Origin of the sequence: Gordonia sp. HS-NH1, assembly GCF_001418765.1 — a bacterium.
Lineage (GTDB): Bacteria > Actinomycetota > Actinomycetes > Mycobacteriales > Mycobacteriaceae > Gordonia.
The window spans coordinates 72,413-93,112 of record NZ_LIYC01000016.1 but is presented as its reverse complement, the minus strand read 5'-3'; the positions used below and the strand labels follow the sequence as shown (position 1 = coordinate 93,112).

Annotated in this window: 19 protein-coding genes; 5 read left to right on the top strand and 14 right to left on the bottom strand. The window is 69.4% G+C overall.

Annotation, left to right across the window (positions count from 1 at the left end):
• Positions 1-20 precede the first annotated feature (20 nt).
• Positions 21-536 (top strand): O-acetyl-ADP-ribose deacetylase, encoded by a 516-nt coding sequence (locus AMD30_RS13190; protein WP_055475933.1) that lies wholly within the window; start codon positions 21-23, stop codon positions 534-536.
• A gap of 4 nt (positions 537-540) precedes the next feature.
• Here the strand turns inward: AMD30_RS13190 and ligA are convergent, their stop codons facing one another.
• The 10 genes from ligA to AMD30_RS13140 all read right to left on the bottom strand — a co-directional run bounded on the left by ligA (position 541) and on the right by AMD30_RS13140 (position 11,163).
• Positions 541-2,631, bottom strand: coding sequence for an NAD-dependent DNA ligase LigA (gene ligA, locus AMD30_RS13185; protein ID WP_055475932.1), 2,091 nt, complete (start codon positions 2,629-2,631; stop codon positions 541-543).
• 241 nt (positions 2,632-2,872) lie between these two features.
• Complete coding sequence (locus AMD30_RS13180; RefSeq protein WP_010841345.1) at positions 2,873-3,259, bottom strand: MmcQ/YjbR family DNA-binding protein; 387 nt, start codon at positions 3,257-3,259, stop codon at positions 2,873-2,875.
• A gap of 41 nt (positions 3,260-3,300) precedes the next feature.
• Positions 3,301-4,320, bottom strand: a complete 1,020-nt coding sequence (locus tag AMD30_RS13175; RefSeq protein WP_014927516.1) for a methionine synthase, B12 independent — start codon at positions 4,318-4,320, stop codon at positions 3,301-3,303.
• A complete protein-coding gene (gene mnmA / locus AMD30_RS13170; RefSeq protein ID WP_055475931.1) occupies positions 4,317-5,435 on the bottom strand; it encodes a tRNA 2-thiouridine(34) synthase MnmA in 1,119 nt (372 codons plus the stop codon). The genes AMD30_RS13175 and mnmA overlap by 4 nt, the downstream gene beginning before the upstream one ends.
• The gene (locus tag AMD30_RS13165) at positions 5,435-6,655 is read right to left on the bottom strand and encodes a cysteine desulfurase family protein (RefSeq protein WP_014927518.1); all 1,221 of its coding nucleotides are present in this window, start codon (positions 6,653-6,655) and stop codon (positions 5,435-5,437) included. The genes mnmA and AMD30_RS13165 overlap by 1 nt, the downstream gene beginning before the upstream one ends.
• Positions 6,656-6,798: 143 nt before the next feature.
• Entirely contained in the window at positions 6,799-7,278 is a 480-nt protein-coding gene (locus AMD30_RS13160) for a DUF4334 domain-containing protein (protein ID WP_010841349.1), read from the bottom strand.
• A 61-nt stretch (positions 7,279-7,339) separates the two neighbouring features.
• The gene (locus AMD30_RS13155) at positions 7,340-8,284 is read right to left on the bottom strand and encodes a lysophospholipid acyltransferase family protein (protein WP_055475930.1); all 945 of its coding nucleotides are present in this window, start codon (positions 8,282-8,284) and stop codon (positions 7,340-7,342) included.
• Positions 8,281-9,267 carry a GNAT family N-acetyltransferase gene (locus AMD30_RS13150; protein WP_055475929.1) on the bottom strand — a complete coding sequence of 329 codons (987 nt, stop codon included), beginning with the start codon at positions 9,265-9,267 and terminating at the stop codon, positions 8,281-8,283. Before AMD30_RS13150 ends, AMD30_RS13155 begins: the two co-directional genes overlap by 4 nt.
• A 100-nt stretch (positions 9,268-9,367) precedes the next feature.
• Positions 9,368-10,324, bottom strand: coding sequence for an electron transfer flavoprotein subunit alpha/FixB family protein (locus AMD30_RS13145; protein WP_010841352.1), 957 nt, complete (start codon positions 10,322-10,324; stop codon positions 9,368-9,370).
• Between the two features lie 53 nt (positions 10,325-10,377).
• Positions 10,378-11,163: an electron transfer flavoprotein subunit beta/FixA family protein gene (locus AMD30_RS13140; RefSeq protein ID WP_010841353.1), complete on the bottom strand. Its 786-nt coding sequence runs from the start codon at positions 11,161-11,163 to the stop codon at positions 10,378-10,380.
• 185 nt (positions 11,164-11,348) lie between these two features.
• Between AMD30_RS13140 and AMD30_RS13135 the strand changes: the two genes are divergently transcribed.
• From AMD30_RS13135 to AMD30_RS13125, 3 genes are read left to right on the top strand one after another with little or no spacing between them, the layout of a single operon-like run.
• A complete protein-coding gene (locus tag AMD30_RS13135) occupies positions 11,349-12,167 on the top strand; it encodes a class I SAM-dependent methyltransferase (protein ID WP_055475928.1) in 819 nt (272 codons plus the stop codon).
• A gap of 3 nt (positions 12,168-12,170) precedes the next feature.
• Positions 12,171-13,778, top strand: coding sequence for a 1,4-alpha-glucan branching protein domain-containing protein (locus tag AMD30_RS13130; RefSeq protein ID WP_055475927.1), 1,608 nt, complete (start codon positions 12,171-12,173; stop codon positions 13,776-13,778).
• Positions 13,775-15,115 carry a glycosyltransferase family 4 protein gene (locus AMD30_RS13125; protein WP_055475926.1) on the top strand — a complete coding sequence of 447 codons (1,341 nt, stop codon included), beginning with the start codon at positions 13,775-13,777 and terminating at the stop codon, positions 15,113-15,115. Before AMD30_RS13130 ends, AMD30_RS13125 begins: the two co-directional genes overlap by 4 nt.
• Before the next feature lie 120 nt (positions 15,116-15,235).
• On the opposite strand, the gene AMD30_RS13120 is transcribed toward AMD30_RS13125, so the two are convergent.
• Positions 15,236-15,982 (bottom strand): acyltransferase, encoded by a 747-nt coding sequence (locus AMD30_RS13120; protein ID WP_010841357.1) that lies wholly within the window; start codon positions 15,980-15,982, stop codon positions 15,236-15,238.
• 129 nt (positions 15,983-16,111) lie between these two features.
• Between AMD30_RS13120 and AMD30_RS13115 the strand changes: the two genes are divergently transcribed.
• A complete protein-coding gene (locus AMD30_RS13115; protein ID WP_055475925.1) occupies positions 16,112-17,449 on the top strand; it encodes an outer membrane protein assembly factor BamB family protein in 1,338 nt (445 codons plus the stop codon).
• A gap of 25 nt (positions 17,450-17,474) precedes the next feature.
• Here the strand turns inward: AMD30_RS13115 and AMD30_RS13110 are convergent, their stop codons facing one another.
• From AMD30_RS13110 to AMD30_RS13100, 3 genes are all read right to left on the bottom strand, one after another.
• Positions 17,475-18,674, bottom strand: coding sequence for a class I SAM-dependent methyltransferase (locus AMD30_RS13110; RefSeq protein WP_055475924.1), 1,200 nt, complete (start codon positions 18,672-18,674; stop codon positions 17,475-17,477).
• Between the two features lie 170 nt (positions 18,675-18,844).
• Positions 18,845-19,819: a class I SAM-dependent methyltransferase gene (locus AMD30_RS13105; protein WP_055475923.1), complete on the bottom strand. Its 975-nt coding sequence runs from the start codon at positions 19,817-19,819 to the stop codon at positions 18,845-18,847.
• A gap of 63 nt (positions 19,820-19,882) precedes the next feature.
• The gene (locus AMD30_RS13100) at positions 19,883-20,671 is read right to left on the bottom strand and encodes an enoyl-CoA hydratase/isomerase family protein (RefSeq protein ID WP_055475922.1); all 789 of its coding nucleotides are present in this window, start codon (positions 20,669-20,671) and stop codon (positions 19,883-19,885) included.
• Between the last annotated feature and the right edge of the window lie 29 nt (positions 20,672-20,700).

Here is a 20,700-nt window from a genome sequence, read left to right as displayed (position 1 = left end):
TCGTCGGGCATCATGGACATATGACGTCCATCACGCTGGTACAGGGCGACATCACGACGCAGTCCGTCGACGCGATCGTCAATGCCGCCAATTCCACCCTGCTCGGTGGCGGCGGGGTCGACGGCGCGATCCACCGGCGCGGCGGCCCGGCGATCCTCGCGGAGTGCAAGGAGCTACGCGCGGGCTCCTACCGCCGCGGACTGCCGGTCGGCGAGGCGGTGGCCACCACCGCGGGAGACCTGCCTGCGCGCTGGGTCATCCACACTGTCGGACCGGTCCACTCCTACGACGAGGACCGCTCCGCCCTCCTCGTCTCCTGTTACCGCGAATCACTCCGTGTCGCAACCGAACTCGGGGCCACCACGATCGCCTTCCCGGCGATCTCGACCGGCGTCTACGGCTGGCCGATGGAGGACGGCGCCCGCAAGGCGGTCGACACGGTCCGTGCCGCGGTGCCGGACACCTCGATCGAGGAGGTCCGGTTCGTCCTCTTCGACCAGCGCGCCTACCGCGCGTTCGAGGCCGCACTGGCCTGATCGGTCACTCCGGGCTGCCGGTCTCCAGCAATTTCTTGAACGCGTCCTCGTCCAGCACCGGCACGCCGAGCTGTTCGGCCTTGTCGGCCTTGGTGCCCGGCGACTCCCCCACCACCACGTAGTCGGTCTTCTTCGACACCGAACCCGACGCCTTGCCACCGCGCTGCAGGATTGCCTCCTTGGCGCCGTCGCGCGAGAAGTCCACCAGCGATCCGGTCACGACGATCGTCTTGCCCTCGAGGGTCCGCGGGATCGACTCGTCCCGCTCGTCTTCCATGGAAACGCCTGCGGCGCGCCATTTCTCGACGATGTCCCGATGCCAGTCGACGGTGAACCAGTCGTGTATGGACTGCGCGAGGGTCATCCCCAGCCCTTCGACGCCGGCGAGCTGGTCGATGTCGGCGGCCTCGATCGCCTCGAGCGAACCGAACTCGGTGGCCAGGGCCCGGGCCGCGGTGGGCCCGACATGGCGGATCGACAGCCCGACCAGCACGCGCCACAACGCCACGTCCTTGGCCTTGTCGAGGTTCGCCAGCAGCCTCTTGCCATTCGCCGAGAGCGCCCCCGCCTTGGTGGTGAACAGGTCGGTGCGGACCAGATCGTCGGCGGTCAGCGAGAAGAGATCACCCTCGTTGGTGAGCACACCCGCCGACAGCAGGGCCGACGCGGCTTCGTAACCGAGCGCCTCGATGTCGAAGGAGCCCCGGCCGGCGAGATGGAAGAGCCGCTCGCGCAGCTGAGCCGGGCAGCTCTCCTGGTTCGGGCAGCGGAGGTCGGCGTCGCTCTCCTTCTCCGGTCGCAGCGGCGTCTGGCATGCCGGACACAGCTCCGGCATCTCGAACTCGACCTCGGTGCCGCCGCGTAGATCGACGACGGGCCCGAGGACCTCGGGGATCACGTCGCCCGCCTTGCGGATGGTGACGGTGTCGCCGATCAGCACGCCCTTGCGCTTGACCTCCGAACCGTTGTGCAGGGTCGCACGCGAGACCGTGGATCCGGCGACGAGCACGGGTTCGAGGACCGCGAAAGGGGTGACGCGGCCGGTGCGCCCGACGTTGACCTGAATGTCGGAGAGCTTGGTGGTGGCTTCCTCGGGCGGGTACTTGTAGGCGATCGCCCACCGCGGCGCCCGCGAGGTGGAACCGAGGCGTCGCTGCACCCCGAAGTCGTCGACCTTGACCACGATGCCGTCGATCTCGTGCTCGACGTCGTGGCGGTGCTCGCCCCAGTAGGTGATCTTGTCGATGATCTCCTCGGCGCCGGACACCTTGGTGGTGTGGGTCGACACCGGCAGACCCCAGGCGCCGAGCGCCAGGTAGGCGTCGTGCAGGGATGCCGGGCGCCAGCCCTCCGTGTGCCCGATGCCGTGGCAGATCATCCGCAGCCTGCGACGGGCCGTGATCTGCGGGTTCTTCTGGCGTAGCGATCCGGCGGCCGAGTTGCGCGGATTCGCGAAGGGCGCCTTGCCCTCCGCCACGAGCGAGGCGTTCAGCGCCTCGAAGTCCTCCACGCGGAAGAAGACCTCGCCACGCACCTCGAGGACGTCGGGGATCGGGTACTCCGCGGACTCGGTCAGGCGCATCGGGATGTCGTCGATGGTGCGCGCGTTGAGGGACACGTCCTCGCCGGTCCGGCCGTCGCCACGGGTGACACCCCGCTCGAGGACTCCGTTGCGGTAGACCAGCGCGAGGGCCACCCCGTCGATCTTGAGTTCACACAGGAAGTCGGCCCTGGCCCCGGCGTCGGCGAACACCCGGTCGACCCAGGTGCGCATCTCGTCGTGGTCGAAGACGTTGTCCAGCGACATCATTCGCTCGAGGTGGTCGACCGGGGAGAACGCCGTCGAGAAGCCGCCACCGACGAGCTTGGTGGGTGAGTCGGCGGTCGCGAGTTCCGGGTGCGCGTCCTCGAGTGACTGCAGACGCCGCAGGAGCAGATCGAACTCGCCGTCGGTGATGATCGGCGCGTCCTTGACGTAGTAGCGGAACTGGTGCTCGCGGATCTCCTCGGCGAGGGCGGTCCACTCCTCGCGCAGATCGCTCTCGGGTCCCGACTGCTCGGTGACCGGCTGACCCGACTCCGTTGTTTCTGCCACGTTCCGAGGGTATCGGAGCGTTAGGACAGGTCTTGCAGGTCTTGACCCTTCGTGACGCTCGCACGCTCGCTCCTCAGGGAGCAGGAGACACACCCGCACGCTCGCTCCTCAGGGAGCAGGAGACACACCCGCACGCTCGCCCCTCAGGGAGCAGCAGACACACCCGCACGCTCGCTCCTCAGGGAGCAGAGCGGCGTCACACCCCCGCCCCCTGAGGAGCCCCGGAGCTTGCGGAGGGGCGTCACGAAGGGTCCAGCTTCGCCAGCGACCGCTTCGGTGCGATCTGGCGGTAGCTCGTGTCGAGGAGTTCGGCGACCTCGTCCCAGTCGGTGTCGTCGTCGAGGATCAGGCCCACCCAGCCGGCGGGGCCGAGGTAGGCGGGCAGGAAGAATCGCGGATCGTCCAGCAGGGCGGGCCGTTCGGAGTCGTCGGCGAGGACCAGGATCGATTGGTCGTGACGGATCTTGCTGCCCTTGACCCCGCCGCCGTAGTTGCCGAACATCTTGCCGCAGCGGAAGGTCGGGCGGCCGTGCGCGACGACCTCGGTCGCGTCGGGCAGCGCGAGCGCGATCGTCCGTACGCGGACCAGGTAGGGGTCCGCGTCGTCGAACATGATCGGGTGCGGCATACCGACGAGGATAGGTCTGCGAGGTCGGGCCTGCAGGGGTTTCAGAGTGCCGACGGATCGCTGCCGAGTAGCTGACCGGCTTTCGCGGTGACCGCCAGCGCCGTCTTGGCCCAGCTCGTCGACGCGCCGGCCAGACCGCAGGTCGGGGTCACGATGATGTTGTCCGACAACACTTTCCGGCTCAGACCGATGCGATCGGTGAGCGCGGCGAGTTCGGTCGCCACGTGTTCGGCGGCCAACGGGCGATCGGGTGCGGTCGACGGCACGCGTCCCGCGAGCAGCACGCCGCCGCGATCGACGAGCATGCCGATGCCGTCGAGATCGGCCGGGGAGGGCTTGGTCAGGTCGATCGAATAGCCGACGCCGGGAAGGTGTTCGATCAGTTCCCATCGCGGTCTGCCGCAGTCGTGCAGGATCACCGGTGCGCCGACATGGTCGATGAGTTCGGTGAGTGCACGGGCCACCTCGACCACCGGTATCGCCCGGATGGGGTCGAAGCGCGTCAGCGGCTTCACCGTGCCGTCGATGACCTGACCGATCATCGGCTCGTCGAGCTGGACCACCACGCGCGCGCCGAGCCGGCGTTGTACCTCGGCGACGTGCGCGCGCACGCCCTCGGCCGTCGACTCGACGATGTCGCGGACCGCGCCATGATCCTTGAGGACTCGCTGCCCGTTTGCCAGCTCGACCGACGCCGACGTGGTGAACGGACCGGCGACCTGCACCTTGAACGGGCGTCCGGTGCCGACGAAACCCGCGGTCTCCCAGAGCTCCTCGACGACGTCGAGGTCCTCGGCGAGGAGGTCGGATGCACGCCGTGCCAGGCGGGAGTGGCGTTGCGCGAGACGGTATCCCCACGTCGCGGTGTCCATCGGCAGATCGACGAGGATCGCCGCCATCCGGCCGATCAGATCCGAGCCGATACCTCGGCCGGGGAGTTCGACGAGGTGTGTGAGGTCGAGTTCGCCGTTGACCACCTCGGCCGCGGCTCGCGCGTCGGTGCCCGGCATCGATCCCACACCGGTGCCCACACCGGTGGGCAGAGCCGATGATCCGGTCACGGAGTCGGCACGACAGTCGGCTGCGACGAGGTGGTGGCGATCCGCCCGCACCCGACGACCTGGTCGCCGCGCCGGGCATCGGGCAGGTACAGCACCGCGGCCTGACCGCGGGCGACGCCGGTGAGTGGCTCCTGCAGGACGATCTCGATACCTGGTCCCCCGTCGATCGTGGTCGCGGTCGCGCGCACCGGCGCGAGTCCGCCGTGGGCGCGGACCTGCACCATCGCGTCGAAGGGCTCGCCGGGAGTGACACCCGAGGTCCAGACCGCGCGGGTGGCGGTGATCCCCCAGACCTGCAGGTCGGCTGCCGTCCCGACGGTGACCGTCCCCGAATCGGGATCGATCTCGGTGACATAGCGCGGCTTGCCGTCGGCGGCGGGCGCGTCGACCCCGAGGCCCTTGCGCTGACCGATGGTGAAACCGTGGACTCCGTCGTGCTCGGCGAGACGCTCACCCGACGCCGCGTCCACGATCGCCCCCGGCCGAACACCGATGCGGGCACCGAGGAACGCGCGGGTGTCGCCGCTCGGGATGAAGCAGATGTCGTGGGAGTCCGGCTTGTCCGCGACGGCCAGCCCGCGGCGGGCCGCCTCGGCTCGGATTTCGGTCTTCGGGGTGTCGCCGATCGGGAACATCGCCCGCGACAACTGATCACGCGTCAGGACGGCGAGCACATACGACTGGTCCTTGTCGGCGTCGACCGCACGCCGTAGCTCCCCGTCGACGAGCTGGGCATAGTGGCCGGTGGCCAGCGCGTCGAAACCGAGGGCGACCGCCTTGTCGGCGAGGGCCGCGAACTTGATCTTCTCGTTGCACGTCAGGCACGGGTTCGGTGTGCGTCCGGCCGCGTAGGCCTCGACGAACTCGTCGATCACATCGTCTTTGAAGCGGTCGGCGAAATCCCAGACGTAGAACGGGATTCCGAGGACATCGGCCGCCCGGCGGGCGTCGGAGGCGTCCTCACGTGAACAGCATCCGCGCGACCCCGTGCGCAGCGCACCCGGAGCCGTTGACAGCGCCAGATGAACACCGACCACCTCGTGACCGGCCTCGACCGCTCGTGCCGCGGCGACCGCCGAGTCGACGCCGCCACTCATCGCCGCCAGTACTCGCATCAGGAGATCCTTCCGCCGGGGACCGATACCAGGCCCGCGGCTCGTGCCCGGTCGACGACCCCGTCGATGACCGCGGCGACCGCGTCGATGTCGGCGTCGGTGGTGGTGTGGCCGAGGGAGAACCGCAACGACGACCGTGCGTCGGCCATGTCCAGCCCCATCGCGAGGAGCACATGACTGGCCTGCGCCACCCCGGCGGTGCAGGCCGATCCGGTCGAGCATTCGACGCCCTTGGCGTCGAGGAGCATCAGCAACGAGTCACCCTCGCACCCGGCGAACGACACGTGCACGTTGCCCGGGAGGCGGCCGGCACCGTCGGCCCCGTTGCGCACCGCTCCGTCCACGCCGAGCAGGACCTCGGTCAACCGGGTCTGCAGCGCCCGCAGGTGGGCGGTGTTGGTGTCCAGGTTCTGCACGCACCACGACAGCGCGGCGGCCATGCCGACCGCGCCGGCGACGTCCTGCGTTCCCGACCGGACGTCGCGTTCGTGGCCGCCGCCGTGCAGCAGCGGCACACACCCGACGTCCCGACCGAGCAGCAGGGCGCCGACACCCTGCGGCCCGCCGAACTTGTGGGCGGCCAGGCTGAGCGCCGAGAGGCCGCTGGCCGCGAAATCGACCGGCAGATGGCCGACGGCCTGGATCGCGTCGGAATGCACGGGGATGCCGAACTCGGACCCGAGCGCGGCGATCTCGGTGATCGGCTGGATCGTGCCGACCTCGTTGTTGGCCCACATGACCGAGATGAGAGCGGTCTCGTCCGCGTGCGCCTCGAGCTCGGCACGCAGGTCGGCCGGCGAGATCACACCGTCGGCATCGACGGGTAGCAGTACGAGATCGGCGCCGGCCTCGTCGGCGAGCCACTGAGCGGGGTCGAGGACGGCATGGTGTTCGACCGCGGAGGTGATGATCCGGCGACGGCGCGGGTCGGCGTTCCGCCGGGACCAGTAGATGCCCTTGACCGCCAGGTTGTCGGACTCCGTCCCGCCCCCGGTGAACACGACCTCGGACGGCCGGGCGCCGACAGCCGCGGCGATGGCCTCGCGCGCCTCCTCGAGCCGACGGCGCGCGGTGCGGCCGGATCCGTGCAGCGACGAGGCGTTACCCGGTTGGGCGAAGACGGCCGTCATCGCCTCGACGGCTTCGGGCAGCATCTGCGTCGAAGCGGCGTGATCGAGGTAGACAGGCGCCTTCACGGGCGGTCGGCTTGGCACGGGCATCGCTAGCAAGGATAAACGCGCGTAGGTCGCCGACAAATTCCGCGATCGGGCCGCCGATCGCCGGCCTGCCGACCCGGTAGCGGCCGCACGACGCCGAACGCGCACGTCGGGAGGTGTGAGGCCACTCCGGCGACCGGTCGCGCTCAGACCCGCTCGAGATAGAAGTACAGGTGACGGCCGTCGATGACGCCGCCCTTACCGTTCATGATCCCCATCACCGTGGTGTCGTCGACCCGCTTGAAGTGGTCGATGACCGGCTGGCCGTCGTAGACCATCGACGCGGTGATCTCGCCGCGGAACTCGATCGCCCACAGGCTCGCCTCGCCCTTGCCGAGCTTCGTGTTGGAGAAGAGATTGCCGTTGTCGTCACGGCACACCAGAGGCTGGACGTCGCTGCGCGAGGTGAAGGTCTTGCCGAACCAGTTGGCCTTGGCGAGCGTGCCGTTGATGGCGTGCCCGGTGGTGAACTCGCCACCCTTCCAGGCGCCGAGCATCTCCTCGGGCCGGAGCGTCGACAATCCGGCCCAGACGGTGTCGAGATCGGCGTCGTCGACCCGGCCGTCGACATCGCGGAGTTCGAAGAACTTGGTGCGCGCGGCTTCTCGGGTTCGGGTGGACGTCATCGTCGCCTCCTGGAGGTGCGCGGTTATCGTCCACAGACCTGCGGACGGCTACCGGTGAAACCTATATGAGAGAACGGATGATGTCACTTTCCGCGGCGGCGGGAAGGCCCGCCACGACGCGCTCGCATCGACCCGCCAGCTCGCGACGATCCCGGCCGGGCGCCTCGGGTGGGTGGATGACCATCGTGACGGCCAGGCCACGTGCCCGCAGAACCCGCCGGAGGGTGTCGGCCGGGGTGTCGGCGCCGATGAAACTCGGCGCCGTCGCGGTGGTCCCGTCGGTGCCGACGAATCGCAGCTTCACCGGCACCACCGGGACATCCGCGTCGATCGCGGCCTGGAAGAACGCCGGGCGGAACGCGCCGCCGGATCGACCGCAGTAGGTGGTGCCCTCGGGGAACACGATCACCGACGAGTCGCGGTGCAGGTGTCCGGCGACCTCGCCGACCGTCTCCGGTAACCCGCGGAGTGTGCCGCGGTCGACGGCGATGACGCCGAACCTGCGCGCGAGGGAGGACACCACCGGCATCCCGACGACATCGGATTTGGCCACCACGTGCGCGGGGCTGATCAGCGCGAGTGCGAGCACGTCGAGGAAGGAGATGTGATTGGCGACCACCAGCCCCGCTCGGGCAGGGTCTGCTCGGCGGTCCTCGACGTCGACGGAGATCCCCAGGGCCGCCAGCAGTGCACTCGATGCAGGGGCGCGGAGCGAACGTGGCGGTCGTCGACGCAGACCCGCCACCGCCCGAGCGGTCAGGACGGCCCAGACGATCCACATCGCGACCGCCGCGAGCCGGCACAGGCGCCACCCGACGATCGTCGCGTCGGCGATCGCGTCGAAGCGCCGCGCCACCGTCGGGCCGAGGCATCCTTCGCCGCAGGTGCTGATCGGGAACCACGGATGCGTGAGCGCGCCGGGCGGGCGGGCCGGCGGGCACTGTGCGTGGCCGCGTCGCGGACCAGCCGTGCGCGGTGAGACCGGACCGGCCAGCAGCGCGGTCATCGTGCCGCGCCCCCGGGCTCCGGCGCGGCGTCCGTGCGGGGCGAGCCGAGCCGTCTGGCACTCGATCGCAGCCGGTCCAGGTAGCGTCTGTTCGCGCCCTCGCGGTCGAGCAGGGTGAGGAAGTCCGCGACGTCGAAGACGTCGTCGACCGCCGGCTCGCCGCAGATCCGGGCACCGAGGCGCAGGTATCCGCGCATCAGCGGCGGCATCGCGACCGTGTCCGAGGGCACGATGTCGTCGAGCAGGCGTCCGCCCACGCGTGCCGGCACGAGCGGGTGGGCCTGACGCCGCGCATCCCGATGCTCGTCGCGCAGTCGATCCCGCAGGGCGCGCAGCGACGACCCCGGCAGCCACTCCCCCGGACTGTGCAGCGGCACCGACACGCACCCCATCAGGTAGCGCAGGTCGGCGTCGTCCATGTACTGGAGCAGCGCCGCCCACATCAGCGCGGTCACCGAGCCGTCGCGGTACCCGGAGTGCACGCAGGCACGCCCCAATTCGACTGTGGCGGAGACGATGTCGTTCATCTCGCGAAGATCGAACTCGGTCGCCGAGTACCACCCGCCGGCGGCGATCGCCCGGGCCGGGGCGAGGACTCGCGCGCATCCGACGACACCGTCGTCGGCGTGGCGGACGATGAGGTGCTCGCAGAAGGCGTCGAAGCGGTCGACGTCCCGGCCGGTGGCCGAGTCACCGATGCGATCGGAGAAACCGGGTTCATCGGCGAAGACGCGGTACCGCAACTCCTGCGCGGCGACGATGTCGGCGGGGTCGTCGGACACGAGGACGCGGATGGGCCCCGCGGTGAGCAGGGTCCTCGGCTCGGCTCGCGTGAACGGTGCGCGCGAGACGTGGCCGGTGCGGACTGGCGACTGCATGGCGTTCATGACTCGAATGAAAGCCAGACCGGGCATCGGCGGGACCACCGCAGTGTGTCGTGTCGGTGCGGGTTCGGTGAACTCGGGCCGCCACCGGGTGAACACGACCCGCGACGGCCACGAGCGGGTGAACGACCCCCGAACGCACGGTGACCCCCGACACGGGGTCGGGGGTCACCGGGTTTCTGAGCGGATCAGCGCATGATCACTTGCGCTTCTTGACCTCTTCGGTCAGCTGCGGCGCGACGTTGAACAGGTCACCGACGATGCCGTAGTCGGCGATCTCGAAGATCGGGGCCTCTTCGTCCTTGTTGACGGCCACGATCGTCTTCGAGGTCTGCATGCCGGCGCGGTGCTGGATGGCGCCCGAGATGCCCAGGGCGACGTACAGCTGCGGCGACACGGTCTTGCCGGTCTGGCCGACCTGGAACTGGCCCGGGTAGTAGCCGGAGTCGACGGCCGCACGCGAGGCGCCCACAGCGGCACCGAGCACGTCGGCGAGTTCCTCGACGACCGAGAACTTCTCGGCGCTGCCGACACCGCGGCCACCCGAGACGACGATCGACGCCTCGGTCAGCTCCGGGCGGTCGCCGCCGACGTTCGGCTCGACCTTGGTGATCTTGACCGCACCCTCGCCCTGAGCGGGGACCTCGACGTCGACACGCTCGCCGGCGCCGGCCTGCGGAGCCGCCTCGACACCACCGGGGCGGATCGAGAAGACGGGCACGTCTCCCTTGGCCTGCGCGTCGACGGTGAAGGCGCCACCGAAGATGGAGTGGACGCCCACGCCACCCTCCTTGACGTCGACGATGTCGGCGAGGACGCCGGAGCCGAGACGCACGGCCAACCGGCCGGCGATCTCCTTGCCGTCGGCGGTCGCCGCGACCAGGATCCCGGCCGGCGAGGCCGACTCGGCGATCGAGGCCAGCACGTCGACCTGCGGGGTGATGAGGTAATTGCCCGCGTCGTCGGACTCGGCGACGTAGACCTTCTCCGCGCCGGCCTCCTTGAGGCCGTCGAGGATGCCGTCGGCCGAGCCGGGCTTGCCGACCACGACTGCCGACGGGGTGCCGAGAGCGCGGGCGGCGGTGATGAGCTCGCTGGTGACCTTCTTCAGGGCGCCTTCGGCGTCCTGCTCCACGAGCACGAGTACTTCTGACATGGTGGTTCTCTCCTGAATGTCTGGGGGTTCGCCGGTGGTCTGCGTCGAGAAGGTCAGATGATCTTCTGGCCGACCAGGTACTCGGCGACCTTGGTGCCGCCGTCGCCTTCGTCGGTGACGCGCTCACCCGCGGTCTTCGGCGGCTTCGGGGTGTTCGCCGTCACGACCGAGCCGGCGTTCTCCAGGCCCACGTCGCTCGCCTCGACGTCGATCTCGGCGAGGGTGAGGACGGTGACTTCCTTCTTCTTGGCGGCCATGATGCCCTTGAAGGACGGGAAGCGCGGCTCGTTGATCTTCTCGTTGACGCTGACGATGGCCGGCAGGGTGGCCTCGACGTGGAAGATGCCGTCGTCGGTCTCGCGCTCGCCCTTGAGGGTCTCGCCCTCGAGGGTCAGCTTGCGCAGGTGCGTCAGGTGCGGGAGCTCGAGGTACTCGGCGATCATGGCCGGGATGGCGCCGACGCGACCGTCGGTGGCCTCGTTGCCGGCGATGACCAGCTCGACACCCTCGACCGTGCCGAGTGCCCGCGCGAGCACGTATGCGGTCTGGACCGCGTCCGAGCCGTGCATGAGGTCGTCCTTGATGTGGATCGCCTTGTCCGCACCCATCGACAGCGCCTTGCGGATGGCGTCGGTCGCGCGCTCGGGTCCCGCAGTCAGGATGGTGACTTCACCGCCGTCTGCCTCCTTGATCTTCAGCGCTTCCTCGACGGCGCGCTCGTTGATCTCGTCCAGGACGGCGTCAGCGGCTTCACGGTCCAGGGTGTAGTCGTCGTCGGACAACTTGCGCTCGGACCACGTGTCGGGAACCTGCTTGATCAGTACGACAATGTTTGTCATGGGTCTTCGTCGACCTCCTGCATCGGGTTCGGCAACTTACCGGCGGGTAAGGCCATGGGTCCTCACCACTTTAGCGTCTCCTATCCTCTCACTAAACATCGACTACCTCACACAATGCGGCGACCGTTCGCTCGCTCGGTACGACGGACCCGGTGACCGGCGGGGCATGCCCTAGTCTCTCTCAGATGACTGACGCAGACCTCGGATCGTCGCGCGGGACGGCAACCACTGGTCTCGAGGCGCTCGACACCGACGAGCAACTCGCGCTCACCGGCGAGCGCACGGTCCCGGGGATCCCCGCCGAGAACTACTGGTTCCGGCGCCACGAGATCGCCTATCGCCACATCGCCGACCGGTGCGCGGGCCGTGCCGTTCTCGAAGCCGGGTCCGGCGAGGGTTACGGCGCCGCGATGATCGCCGACGCCGGGGCGTCGTCGGTGGTCTGCGTCGACTACGACACCGCCGCGGTCGAGCACACCCGTCGCCGCTACCCCGAACTCGTCGTCCACCAGGGCAATCTCGTCGACCTCCCGCTCGACGACGCCTCGGTCGACGTCGTGGTCAACTTCCAGGTGATCGAGCACCTCTGGGATCAGCCACGTTTCGTCGCCGAGTGTCACCGCGTGCTGCGCCCCGGCGGGCTGTTGCTGATGTCGACGCCCAACCGCATCACCTTCTCCCCCGGTCGCGACACACCGCTCAACCCGTTCCACACCCGTGAGCTCGACGCGGCCGAACTCACCGACCTGCTTCTCGGCGGGGACTTCGTGGTCAACGCGATGCTGGGCGTCGTCCACGGTCCGCGGCTGCGGGCGCTCGACACCAAGTGGGGAGGTTCACTCATCGACGCCCAGATCGAGCGCGCGCTCGCCGGCGAGCCGTGGCCCGACGAGCTGACCGCGGATGTCGCCGGCGTGGTCGCCGAGGACTTCGAGGTCGTCGACTCGCGCGAGTGCGACATCGACGCCTCCCTCGACCTGTTCGCGGTCGCGTTGCGGGGCTGACGGGTGATCACCGGTACCGCGCCCGTTCCCGGCCAGTTCACGCTGGTCCTGCATTCGCATCTGCCGTGGCTGGCCAATCACGGCCGCTGGCCGGTCGGCGAGGAGTGGCTGTATCAGTCGTGGGCGGCGTCGTATCTGCCGTTGGTCGACATGCTCGAGCGTCTGGCCGCCGACGGTTTCACCGATCAGCTCTCGCTGGGCATCACGCCGGTACTGGCCGCGCAGCTCGACGACCCGCACTGCGCGTCGTCGATGTACGAGTGGCTCGCCGACTGGCAACTGCGGGCCACCCAGGCCGCGATGTCCCGGGACGCCGACCGTGCTGCGGCCGGACGCCGCGAGTACCTCGATGCCCAGCGCGCTCTCGACACCTTCGCGAGCCGATGGCGTCACGGTGCGTCGCCGCTGATCCGCGGGCTGGCCTCGAGCGGGGTCGTCGAGATCCTCGGCGGTCCACTCGGCCACCCGTTCGCGCCGCTGCTCGACCCGCGACTGCGCCACTTCTCGCTGACCGAGGGGCTCGCCGACGCCCATTCACGCTGGGGTTTCGATCCGGCCGGCATCTGGGCTCCCGAATGTGCCTTCGCGCCGGGCATGGAGACCGAGTACGACCGCGCAGGTGTGCGTCACTTCATGGTCGACGGACCCGCCTTGCACGGTGACACCGCGCTGGGACGCCCCGTCGGCGACAGCGCCGTCGTCGCCTACGGCCGTGACCTGACGGTGAGTTATCGCGTCTGGTCGCCGAAGTCGGGCTATCCGGGCCACGGCGCCTACCGCGACTTCCACACGTACGACCACGAGACCGGGCTCAAGCGGTTCCGCGTCACCGGCCGGACCGTGTCGGGCGAGGACAAGAAGCCCTATGACCCGGCACGGGTCGACGCGGTTCTCGACCGGCACGTCGAGGACTTCGTCGCGCACGTGCGCACCCGCCTCGTCGACGAGTCCGACCGGATCGGCCGCCCGGCGCTGGTCGTCGCGGCGTTCGACACCGAGCTGTTCGGCCACTGGTGGCACGAGGGGCCGGTCTGGCTCGAACGCGTGCTCCGCCGCCTGCCCGAGGTCGGGGTCACCGTCGGAACACTCGCGGGCGCGACACGAGCCGGGTTCGTCGGTGCACCGTTCGACCTTCCCCGGTCGTCGTGGGGGTCGGGCAAGGACTGGCGGGTGTGGAACGGCCCGGCCGTACAACACCTGGTCGACCTGAACGCCGAGGTCACCGAGACGGCCCTCGACGCCGTCGCCAAGCTGCGGCACCGGGGCGGCGAGCGCAGTCGCGTGGCCGATCAGATCGTGCGGGAGGCACTGCTGACCGTGTCGTCGGACTGGCCGTTCATGGTGTCGAAGGACACTGCCGCGCAGTACGCTGTGTCGCGAGCTCACACGCATGCGCACGCCACCCGCGAGATCAGCGACGCGGCGATGCGAGGCCGCGACGACGCTGCCGAGACGCTCGCCGCGAACTGGTCGCGCGCCGACAATCTGTTCCCCGCTCTCGATGCGCGCCGTCTGCAGACCACGCTGACCGCCGACGGGATCGGCACCGAGACCGGCCGTCCAGCGGACATCGGCCCAGGGGGGATCGACACCGAGGGGGAAATCGGATGAGGGTGTTGTTCGTGTCGTGGGAGTACCCGCCGGTGGTGGTGGGCGGACTCGGCCGGCACGTGCATCACCTGGCGACCGAGATGGCCGCCGCGGGTCACGACGTGGTGGTCCTGACCCGTCGACCGTCGGGAACCGATGCGGTGAGTCATCCCACGACGGACACCGTCGTCGAGGGTGTGCGCGTCGTGGCGGTCGCCGAGGATCCGCCGGAGTTCGAGTTCGGGCAGGACATGATGGCCTGGACGCTCGCGATGGGGCATGCGTTCGTTCGGGCGGGGCTGCGGATTCTGCACGGCGCCGGAAGCGGAGCGAGCGGGCCGGATCCACACGGCGCCGGGAGCGGAGCGAGCGGGCCGAATCTGCACGGCGCCGGGAGCGGATCGGCATCGCGGTGGGTGCCCGACGTGGTGCACGCGCATGATTGGCTGGTCGCCCATCCCTCCATCGCACTGGCCGAATTCTTCGATGTGCCTTTGGTTTCCACGATCCACGCGACCGAGGCGGGGCGGCACAGCGGCTGGGTGAGCGGCCGGACGAACCGTCAGGTGCATTCGGTGGAGTGGTGGCTGGTGTCGGAGTCCGATGCTCTCATCACGTGTTCGGCGTCGATGCGCGACGAGGTGAACCGGTTGTTCGGGTACGACGCGGCCGACATCACGGTGATCCACAACGGCATCGACATCCGGACGTGGCCGTTCGCCGAGCGTCCGCGGACGGGCGGACCGGCCGAGTTGTTGTTCGCGGGACGGCTCGAATACGAGAAGGGCGTGCAGGATCTGCTGGCCGCGCTGCCCCGTATCCGGCGCAGCCATCCGCGTACGACGCTGACCGTCGCCGGTGACGGCACCCAGCGGGACTGGCTGATGGAGCAGGCGCGCAGGCACCGGGTCGGCAAGGCGGTGACCTTCGTCGGCCCGGTCGACCACGGTGAGCTGGTGACGCTGATGCACCGATGCGACGCCATCGTTCTGCCCAGCCGTTACGAGCCGTTCGGGATCGTGGCGCTGGAGGCTGCGGCGACCGGCGCGCCGCTGATCGTGTCGACCGCGGGCGGTCTGGGTGAGGCGGTCCGCGAGCCCGACACCGGACTGACCTTCGAGCCTGCCGATGTCGCCGGTCTGGCGGCAGCGGTCCGTGCGACGCTGTCCGATCCGGGCGCGGCGGCGCAACGGGCACTGCGGGCCCGGGCGCGGCTCACCGCGGAGTTCTCCTGGGCCGAGGTCGCCGAGCGGACCGCGAGCGTGCACCTCGCGGCGAAGCGTCGGGTCCGGCACGCGATCGGACGTCCCGACATTCCCGAACGTCCTCTGCCGGAACGGGACCCGGGCCAGGCGTAGCCCTTCGAGGCTCGCTTCGCTCGCACCTCAGGGAGCGGGCAGGCCGCACACCCGCACCTCAGCGAGCGCGACCCACTGCTCCCTGAGGAGCCCGGAGCCTGCGGAGGGCGTCACGAAGGGTCACTCCCGTTCGGCCGCGGCCTTCTTTCGTTCGATGTCGGCGAGAGCGCGTTCGAGTTCGGCGCGCTCCGCCGCGTTCGACGCCCAGTCGTCCATCCGGTTCTTGACCACCCGGGCGGGCGCGCCGACCGCGATGGCGTAGTCGGGGATCACGCCCTTGACCACCGCGTGCGAGCCGAGCACGCATCCGCGGCCCACGATGGTGTTGCGCAGGACCGACACCTTGGCCGCGACCCAGGTGTCCGGGCCGATCCGAACCGGGCCCTTCACGATGCCCTGGTCTTTGATCGGCAGCGTGATGTCGTCCATCTTGTGGTCGAAGTCGCAGATGTAGCACCAGTCGGCGATGAGGGTGGACCCGCCGATCTCGAGGTCGAGGTAGGAGTTGACCACGTTGTTGCAGCCGAAGACGGTCTTGTCGCCGATGCGGAGGCTGCCTTCGTGACAGCGGATGGAGTTGCCGTCGCCGATGTGTACCCAGCGCCCGATCTCCATGCGGGCGAGCTCCGGTGTCGCGTGGATCTCGACATTGCGCCCGAGGAACACCATGCCCCGCAGCACGATGTGCGGATTGGCCAGGCGGAATCGGGCGAGACGGTAGTAGCGCACGAGGTACCACGGTGTGTACGCGCGATTGCGTTTCACCCAGCGCAGCGAATCGAGGGTGAGGAAACGCGCCTGGTCGGGGTCGCGGCGTCGGCCTGCGCGCCGGCGGGACCGGTACGAGGCATTCCACATGGTGGTCATGACGAGAAACCCTAATCGACGCGAATTTCGCGCACGATAGGCTCACTGCTGGCACGTCGGGTGCCGGTTCGATGGCATGTCCGGTGCCTTGGTTCGACGACGACTCCGGACACGACGACGAGGAGCAGGATGGCTTTCGCACGACCGCAGGTGTCTCGACGCCGCCGATCTGCGCTGACCCGCCTGCTCGTCGCGCTCACGGCCGTGTGCTCGCTGGTCCTCGCCGCCTGCTCGGACGGCCACATCGACGTCCGGTCCGTCCCGAGCGTCGGCTGGCCCAGTTACGGCGGTGTCCCGGGCAACGCCAACTTCGCGTATGCCGATGTGCCGGAAGATCTGACGCTGAGCTGGACACGACCGACCGGCGGTCCCGTCACCGCGCCGGTGACCATCTCGGGCAAAGGCAACGTGGGTGTGACGTCCAATGCGGCCGAGGGTTGCAACGTCCTCGTGCTCGACAGCCGGTCGGGACGGAAGAACTTCTGCAAGGACATGCGCGCCGGTGTCGAGATCAGCGCGATGCTCGTCGACCAGTACGACCAGCCCTATCTCGGTGAGGAGACGACCTTCCTCGCCTTCAACGCCGGCGGCGCCATCCGTTGGCGCGCGGGCGTGATCGGCGTGCCGCTCTCGGCGAAGTTCGCGGCCCCCAGCGCGGTGCTGGTCGTCACCACCCAGGGACAGATCCTGCTGATCGACACCCAGCGCAACGAACTCCTCGCTCCCGAGGTGAACCTGCGCGATGACGCCGATCCCGCGCAGCCTCTCCGCGGCTTCGGAGACTGCGTGCGCAACGGGCCGCAGTGCGCGATTCCCGCTCCCGCCGCCGTCGACACCGAACGAGAACGTTTCTACCTCAACTTCTTTCCCGAAGGCGCCGCGACCTCACAGATCCGCGCGATGAAATACGGCGAGGTCGCCGGCGCGCGCGAGGTCCGCACCGCCTGGCAGGCCGACGTCCCGAGCGGCGTCGTCGGGACCCCGACGCTGTCAGCCGACGGCGCGACCGTCTACGCATTCTCACGCGACGGCAAGATCGTCGCGCTGAACGCCGAGGACGGATCGACGCGGTGGACCTACGACATCGGCGGGCACGGTTTTGCGACGATGACCGTCTCACCGGACGGCCTGATCATCCCCACCGGCTCACTGGGCGCCCCGCTGACCCTGCTGCGCGACCAGGGCGACCGAGCCGAACAGGTCTGGCAGCGTACCGATCTGGCGACGGTGAGCCTGTCGGCGCTGACCCAGCAGCAGACCGCGTGGACGGTGGCGCGCGATCCGGGCAAGGACACCCTGTCCCTGGTCGAGGTGTCCACCGCCGACGGCGCGACGAAGCGCACTCTCCCGCTGCCTGAATCGCGCGGCTTCGCGACCGGGGTCTCGGTGTCCTACTCCGGACAGATCGCCACCGCGACCAACCTCGGAGAGGTCTACTTCTTCGACAGCAAGGCCAACCTCGAATAGTCGCCGGTAGACCGGCGAAAGCGGTCTAGAACCGGACTCCCGGCTCACAGATGAACGCGACGCCCTTGCGTCCGATCCGGGTCAGCACCACCGACAGCGAGCGGGAGCCCTTGGGCTTGAGCTTCTTTCGCAGCCGATCGGGGTCGACGTCGAGTCCGCGGACAAGGATCTCGAGCGGGCCGCAGTCCAGCGCGGCGAGCGCCTTGCGGAGCGACTTCTCGGTCACCCCCGTCTGCTCGATCACCCGGAATCCGCGCGCTCCTTCGGGGACGGAAGTGCCGGTCAGGTAGGCGATCTGCAGATCCAGCTGCCATAGTCCGAACCGGTGGGCGTAGTGCCTGACCAGCCCCGCCCGCACGATCGCCCCGTCCGGGTCGACGATCCATTCCCCGACCTCACCGGCGGGCACGTCGTCGTCTTCGCGATCGGTGATCTCGACCTCGGCGACCGTGCCGTCAGGCCTGGTCCGCAGGACGGTGGCCCGGCGACCGGGCTCCACACCCGGCCCCGACCACAGGCACGCCTCCCGCACGCCGCCGTCGAGCGAGGTGACCTGGACCTCGCCGTCGAAGCCGAAGCGGTTCCGCAGCATCTGATGATCCAGTCCGGGAGCGCATTTCACGATCATCAGGCGGCCCGGATAGGTGGTCAGCAGCTCGAAGAGCGGTGGCGTCAGCTGATCGAGCCGGAAGGTCCGGCCCGCGTCCGACCGCCGTGCCGGGTCCGCGAGGAGCACGTCTGCGGTCGATGTCGGGGTGAGTGCATCCGCGATCAGCAACGTGGCGTCGGGCACGTTCGCCCGCGCCATCGCGAGCCGGACCCGATCGATGTCGCTGCCGATGACACCACGAATACCGCTGACACGCACCAGCTCTCGAAGTTCCGCGCCGATCGAGCAGGTCAGGTCGTGCACCACCGACCCCGGGAATCGTCCCGCGACCTCGGCGGCGCGGTGCGCGGCGACCACCGACGCGGTCGCCTGCTGCCCGGCGTCGTCGGTGAGCAGGAGGCCATCGGCGTCACGCAGCTTCGAGCGCGCTCGCCGGCGGCACCGCACCGTCTCGATGAGCGCGGCATCGTGCGGCGCGTACCGGCTGCGGACCTCGGTGATGTCGGACAGCATGGTCGACGGGGTGAGATCGAGTCCGGACACCGTCTCGACCGCCTTCTCACCGTGCCGCGACCGCAGGAACGCGACGTCGTCGAGACTGAAGGAGTAGCCCATGATGCTTGCAGGCTACCGTCGGGCTCACGGCCGCGGTCACACACCATCTGGGCGACGTCCGACACACTCATCGACGAGGGCGCCTGGGTGACCGAGTGGCAGTACGGCGACGCGCGACCACTGATCGCCGGGCCGCTCGCCAGGGCCGGGCGGACCTGACGGGGTTCCGCCTACTGCGGCTTCACACCCGTCACCACGACGTTGTAGAAGAACTTTGGCGGCACGATCTTGCGCAGCACGTTCTCGTCGAGCCAGGTGAGGCGTTTCCATCCGCCGAAGGCGAACCGAGCCCAGCCCCACCCCAGCTTCTCCGGCGGCACCGCGGCTTCGAAGGTGCGCACCGGCCAGCCGAGCATCGCGGCGGCCAGTTCCTCGGTGGCGGTGTCCACCTTGTGCGCACCGGCGGCGCGGGCGATGCCGGCGAGCTCGTCGGGATCGAAGGTGTGGATGTCGACCACGGCCTCGAGTTCGGCCGCGCGGGAGGACTCGTCGAGTTCCTCCTGCGGGCGCCGCCATCCTTGCAGCGGGCCCAGCTTGGTGATTTTCGTCGTGGCGAACCAGGTGGCGCGGCTCATCCAGCGTGCATAGAAGTCGCCGATCGTCGACGGCTCACCCGCGAAGATGAAGCGACCGCCGGGCTTGAGCACCCGCAACACCTCACGAAGTGCCTGCTCGACGTCCGGGATGTGGTGCAGCACAGCGTGTCCGACGACGAGATCGAAAGTGTCGTCGTCGTAGGGGATCTTCTCCGCGTCGGCGACGCGACCGTCGACGTCGAGCCCCAGGTTCTCCGCGTTGCGCAGCGCGACCTTGACCATGCCGGGCGAGAGGTCGGTCACCGATCCCTTGGCCGCGACCCCCGACTGCATCAGGTTCAGGAGGAAGAAGCCGGTGCCGCAACCGAGTTCCATCGCGCGGCCGTACGGGAGGGGCTCGTCGGTGGCGACGGCGTCGAAACGGCCACGCGCGTAGTCGATGCACCGTTCGTCGAAGCTGATCGACCACTTCTCGTCGTAGGTCTCGGCCTCCCAGTCGTGGTAGAGCACCTGGGCGAGCTTCGTGTCGGTGAGTGCCGCCTTGACCTGCTCCTCGGTGGCGTGCGGGTTGGGAGCCGGATCAGTGCCCGGCGTGGCATCGGTGGTCATGATCGCTTCCTGTTGCGTGGTGGTGTCGGTGATGAAGTCGGGGATCGCGGTGACTCCGCCGGCTCAACGGCCGACGAATTCCGCCTTCCCCGGGCCGTTCTCGGCGAACGACGCCATGCCGATGGCGCGGTCCTCGGTCGCGAACAGCGGGGCGAACAGCTGCTCCTCGATCTTGAGTCCGGTGTCGAGGTCGACGTCCAACCCCTGGTCGACGGCCTTCTTGATCGCCGCGAGCGCCACCGAGGCGGCGCCGGTGAACTGCCCGGCCCAGGCGAGCGCGGCGTTGTAGACCTCGTCGGGCGGGACGACCTCGTCGACGAGTCCGATGGCCAGCGCCTCCTCGGCGTCGACGAATCGCCCGGTGAACATCAGGTCCTTGGCCTTCGACGGGCCGATGAGGCGAGCCAGCCGCTGGGTTCCGCCGCCGCCGGGGATCAGCCCGAGCAGCACCTCGGGCAGGCCGAGCTTCGCGTTGTCGCCGGCGATCCGACGGTCGGCACCCAGCGCGACTTCGAGCCCGCCGCCGAGCGCGTATCCGGTGATGGCGGCGACGGTCGGCTTGGGGATCGCGGCGATCGCGCCGAGATCGCGTTGCAGACGACCCGCCACCCGGCTCATCTCGGCGTAGCCGATGTCTCGCATCTCGGTGACGTCGGCGCCGGCCGCGAGGATCTTCGGGCCGCCGTAGACGACGACCGCCTTGATGTCCGTGCGCACGGACGCCTCCTGGGCCGCGGCGGCCAGTTCGGCCTGCACCTGCCGGCTCAACGCGTTCATCGGTGGCCGCTGCAGCAGGATGGTGCCGACGCCCGGATGAGCGTCGGAGCACTCGAGGGTCACGAACTCAGGCATGGTCGAAGGCTACCGGTTGGTAAGTCCCG

Coding starts and splice junctions, on each gene's coding strand:
- AMD30_RS13180 (WP_010841345.1), bottom strand. CDS start 3,259: ATGCCGCACCCGATCATGTTCGACGACGCGGACCCCTACCTGGTCCGC.
- AMD30_RS13135 (WP_055475928.1), top strand. CDS start 11,349: ATGACTGACGCAGACCTCGGATCGTCGCGCGGGACGGCAACCACTGGT.
- AMD30_RS13120 (WP_010841357.1), bottom strand. CDS start 15,982: ATGACCACCATGTGGAATGCCTCGTACCGGTCCCGCCGGCGCGCAGGC.
- AMD30_RS13165 (WP_014927518.1), bottom strand. CDS start 6,655: ATGCCCGTGCCAAGCCGACCGCCCGTGAAGGCGCCTGTCTACCTCGAT.
- AMD30_RS13110 (WP_055475924.1), bottom strand. CDS start 18,674: ATGGGCTACTCCTTCAGTCTCGACGACGTCGCGTTCCTGCGGTCGCGG.
- AMD30_RS13190 (WP_055475933.1), top strand. CDS start 21: ATGACGTCCATCACGCTGGTACAGGGCGACATCACGACGCAGTCCGTC.
- AMD30_RS13100 (WP_055475922.1), bottom strand. CDS start 20,671: ATGCCTGAGTTCGTGACCCTCGAGTGCTCCGACGCTCATCCGGGCGTC.
- mnmA (WP_055475931.1), bottom strand. CDS start 5,435: ATGCGAGTACTGGCGGCGATGAGTGGCGGCGTCGACTCGGCGGTCGCC.
- AMD30_RS13155 (WP_055475930.1), bottom strand. CDS start 8,284: ATGACCGCGCTGCTGGCCGGTCCGGTCTCACCGCGCACGGCTGGTCCG.
- AMD30_RS13140 (WP_010841353.1), bottom strand. CDS start 11,163: ATGACAAACATTGTCGTACTGATCAAGCAGGTTCCCGACACGTGGTCC.
- AMD30_RS13160 (WP_010841349.1), bottom strand. CDS start 7,278: ATGACGTCCACCCGAACCCGAGAAGCCGCGCGCACCAAGTTCTTCGAA.
- AMD30_RS13105 (WP_055475923.1), bottom strand. CDS start 19,819: ATGACCACCGATGCCACGCCGGGCACTGATCCGGCTCCCAACCCGCAC.
- AMD30_RS13125 (WP_055475926.1), top strand. CDS start 13,775: ATGAGGGTGTTGTTCGTGTCGTGGGAGTACCCGCCGGTGGTGGTGGGC.
- AMD30_RS13145 (WP_010841352.1), bottom strand. CDS start 10,324: ATGTCAGAAGTACTCGTGCTCGTGGAGCAGGACGCCGAAGGCGCCCTG.
- AMD30_RS13115 (WP_055475925.1), top strand. CDS start 16,112: ATGGCTTTCGCACGACCGCAGGTGTCTCGACGCCGCCGATCTGCGCTG.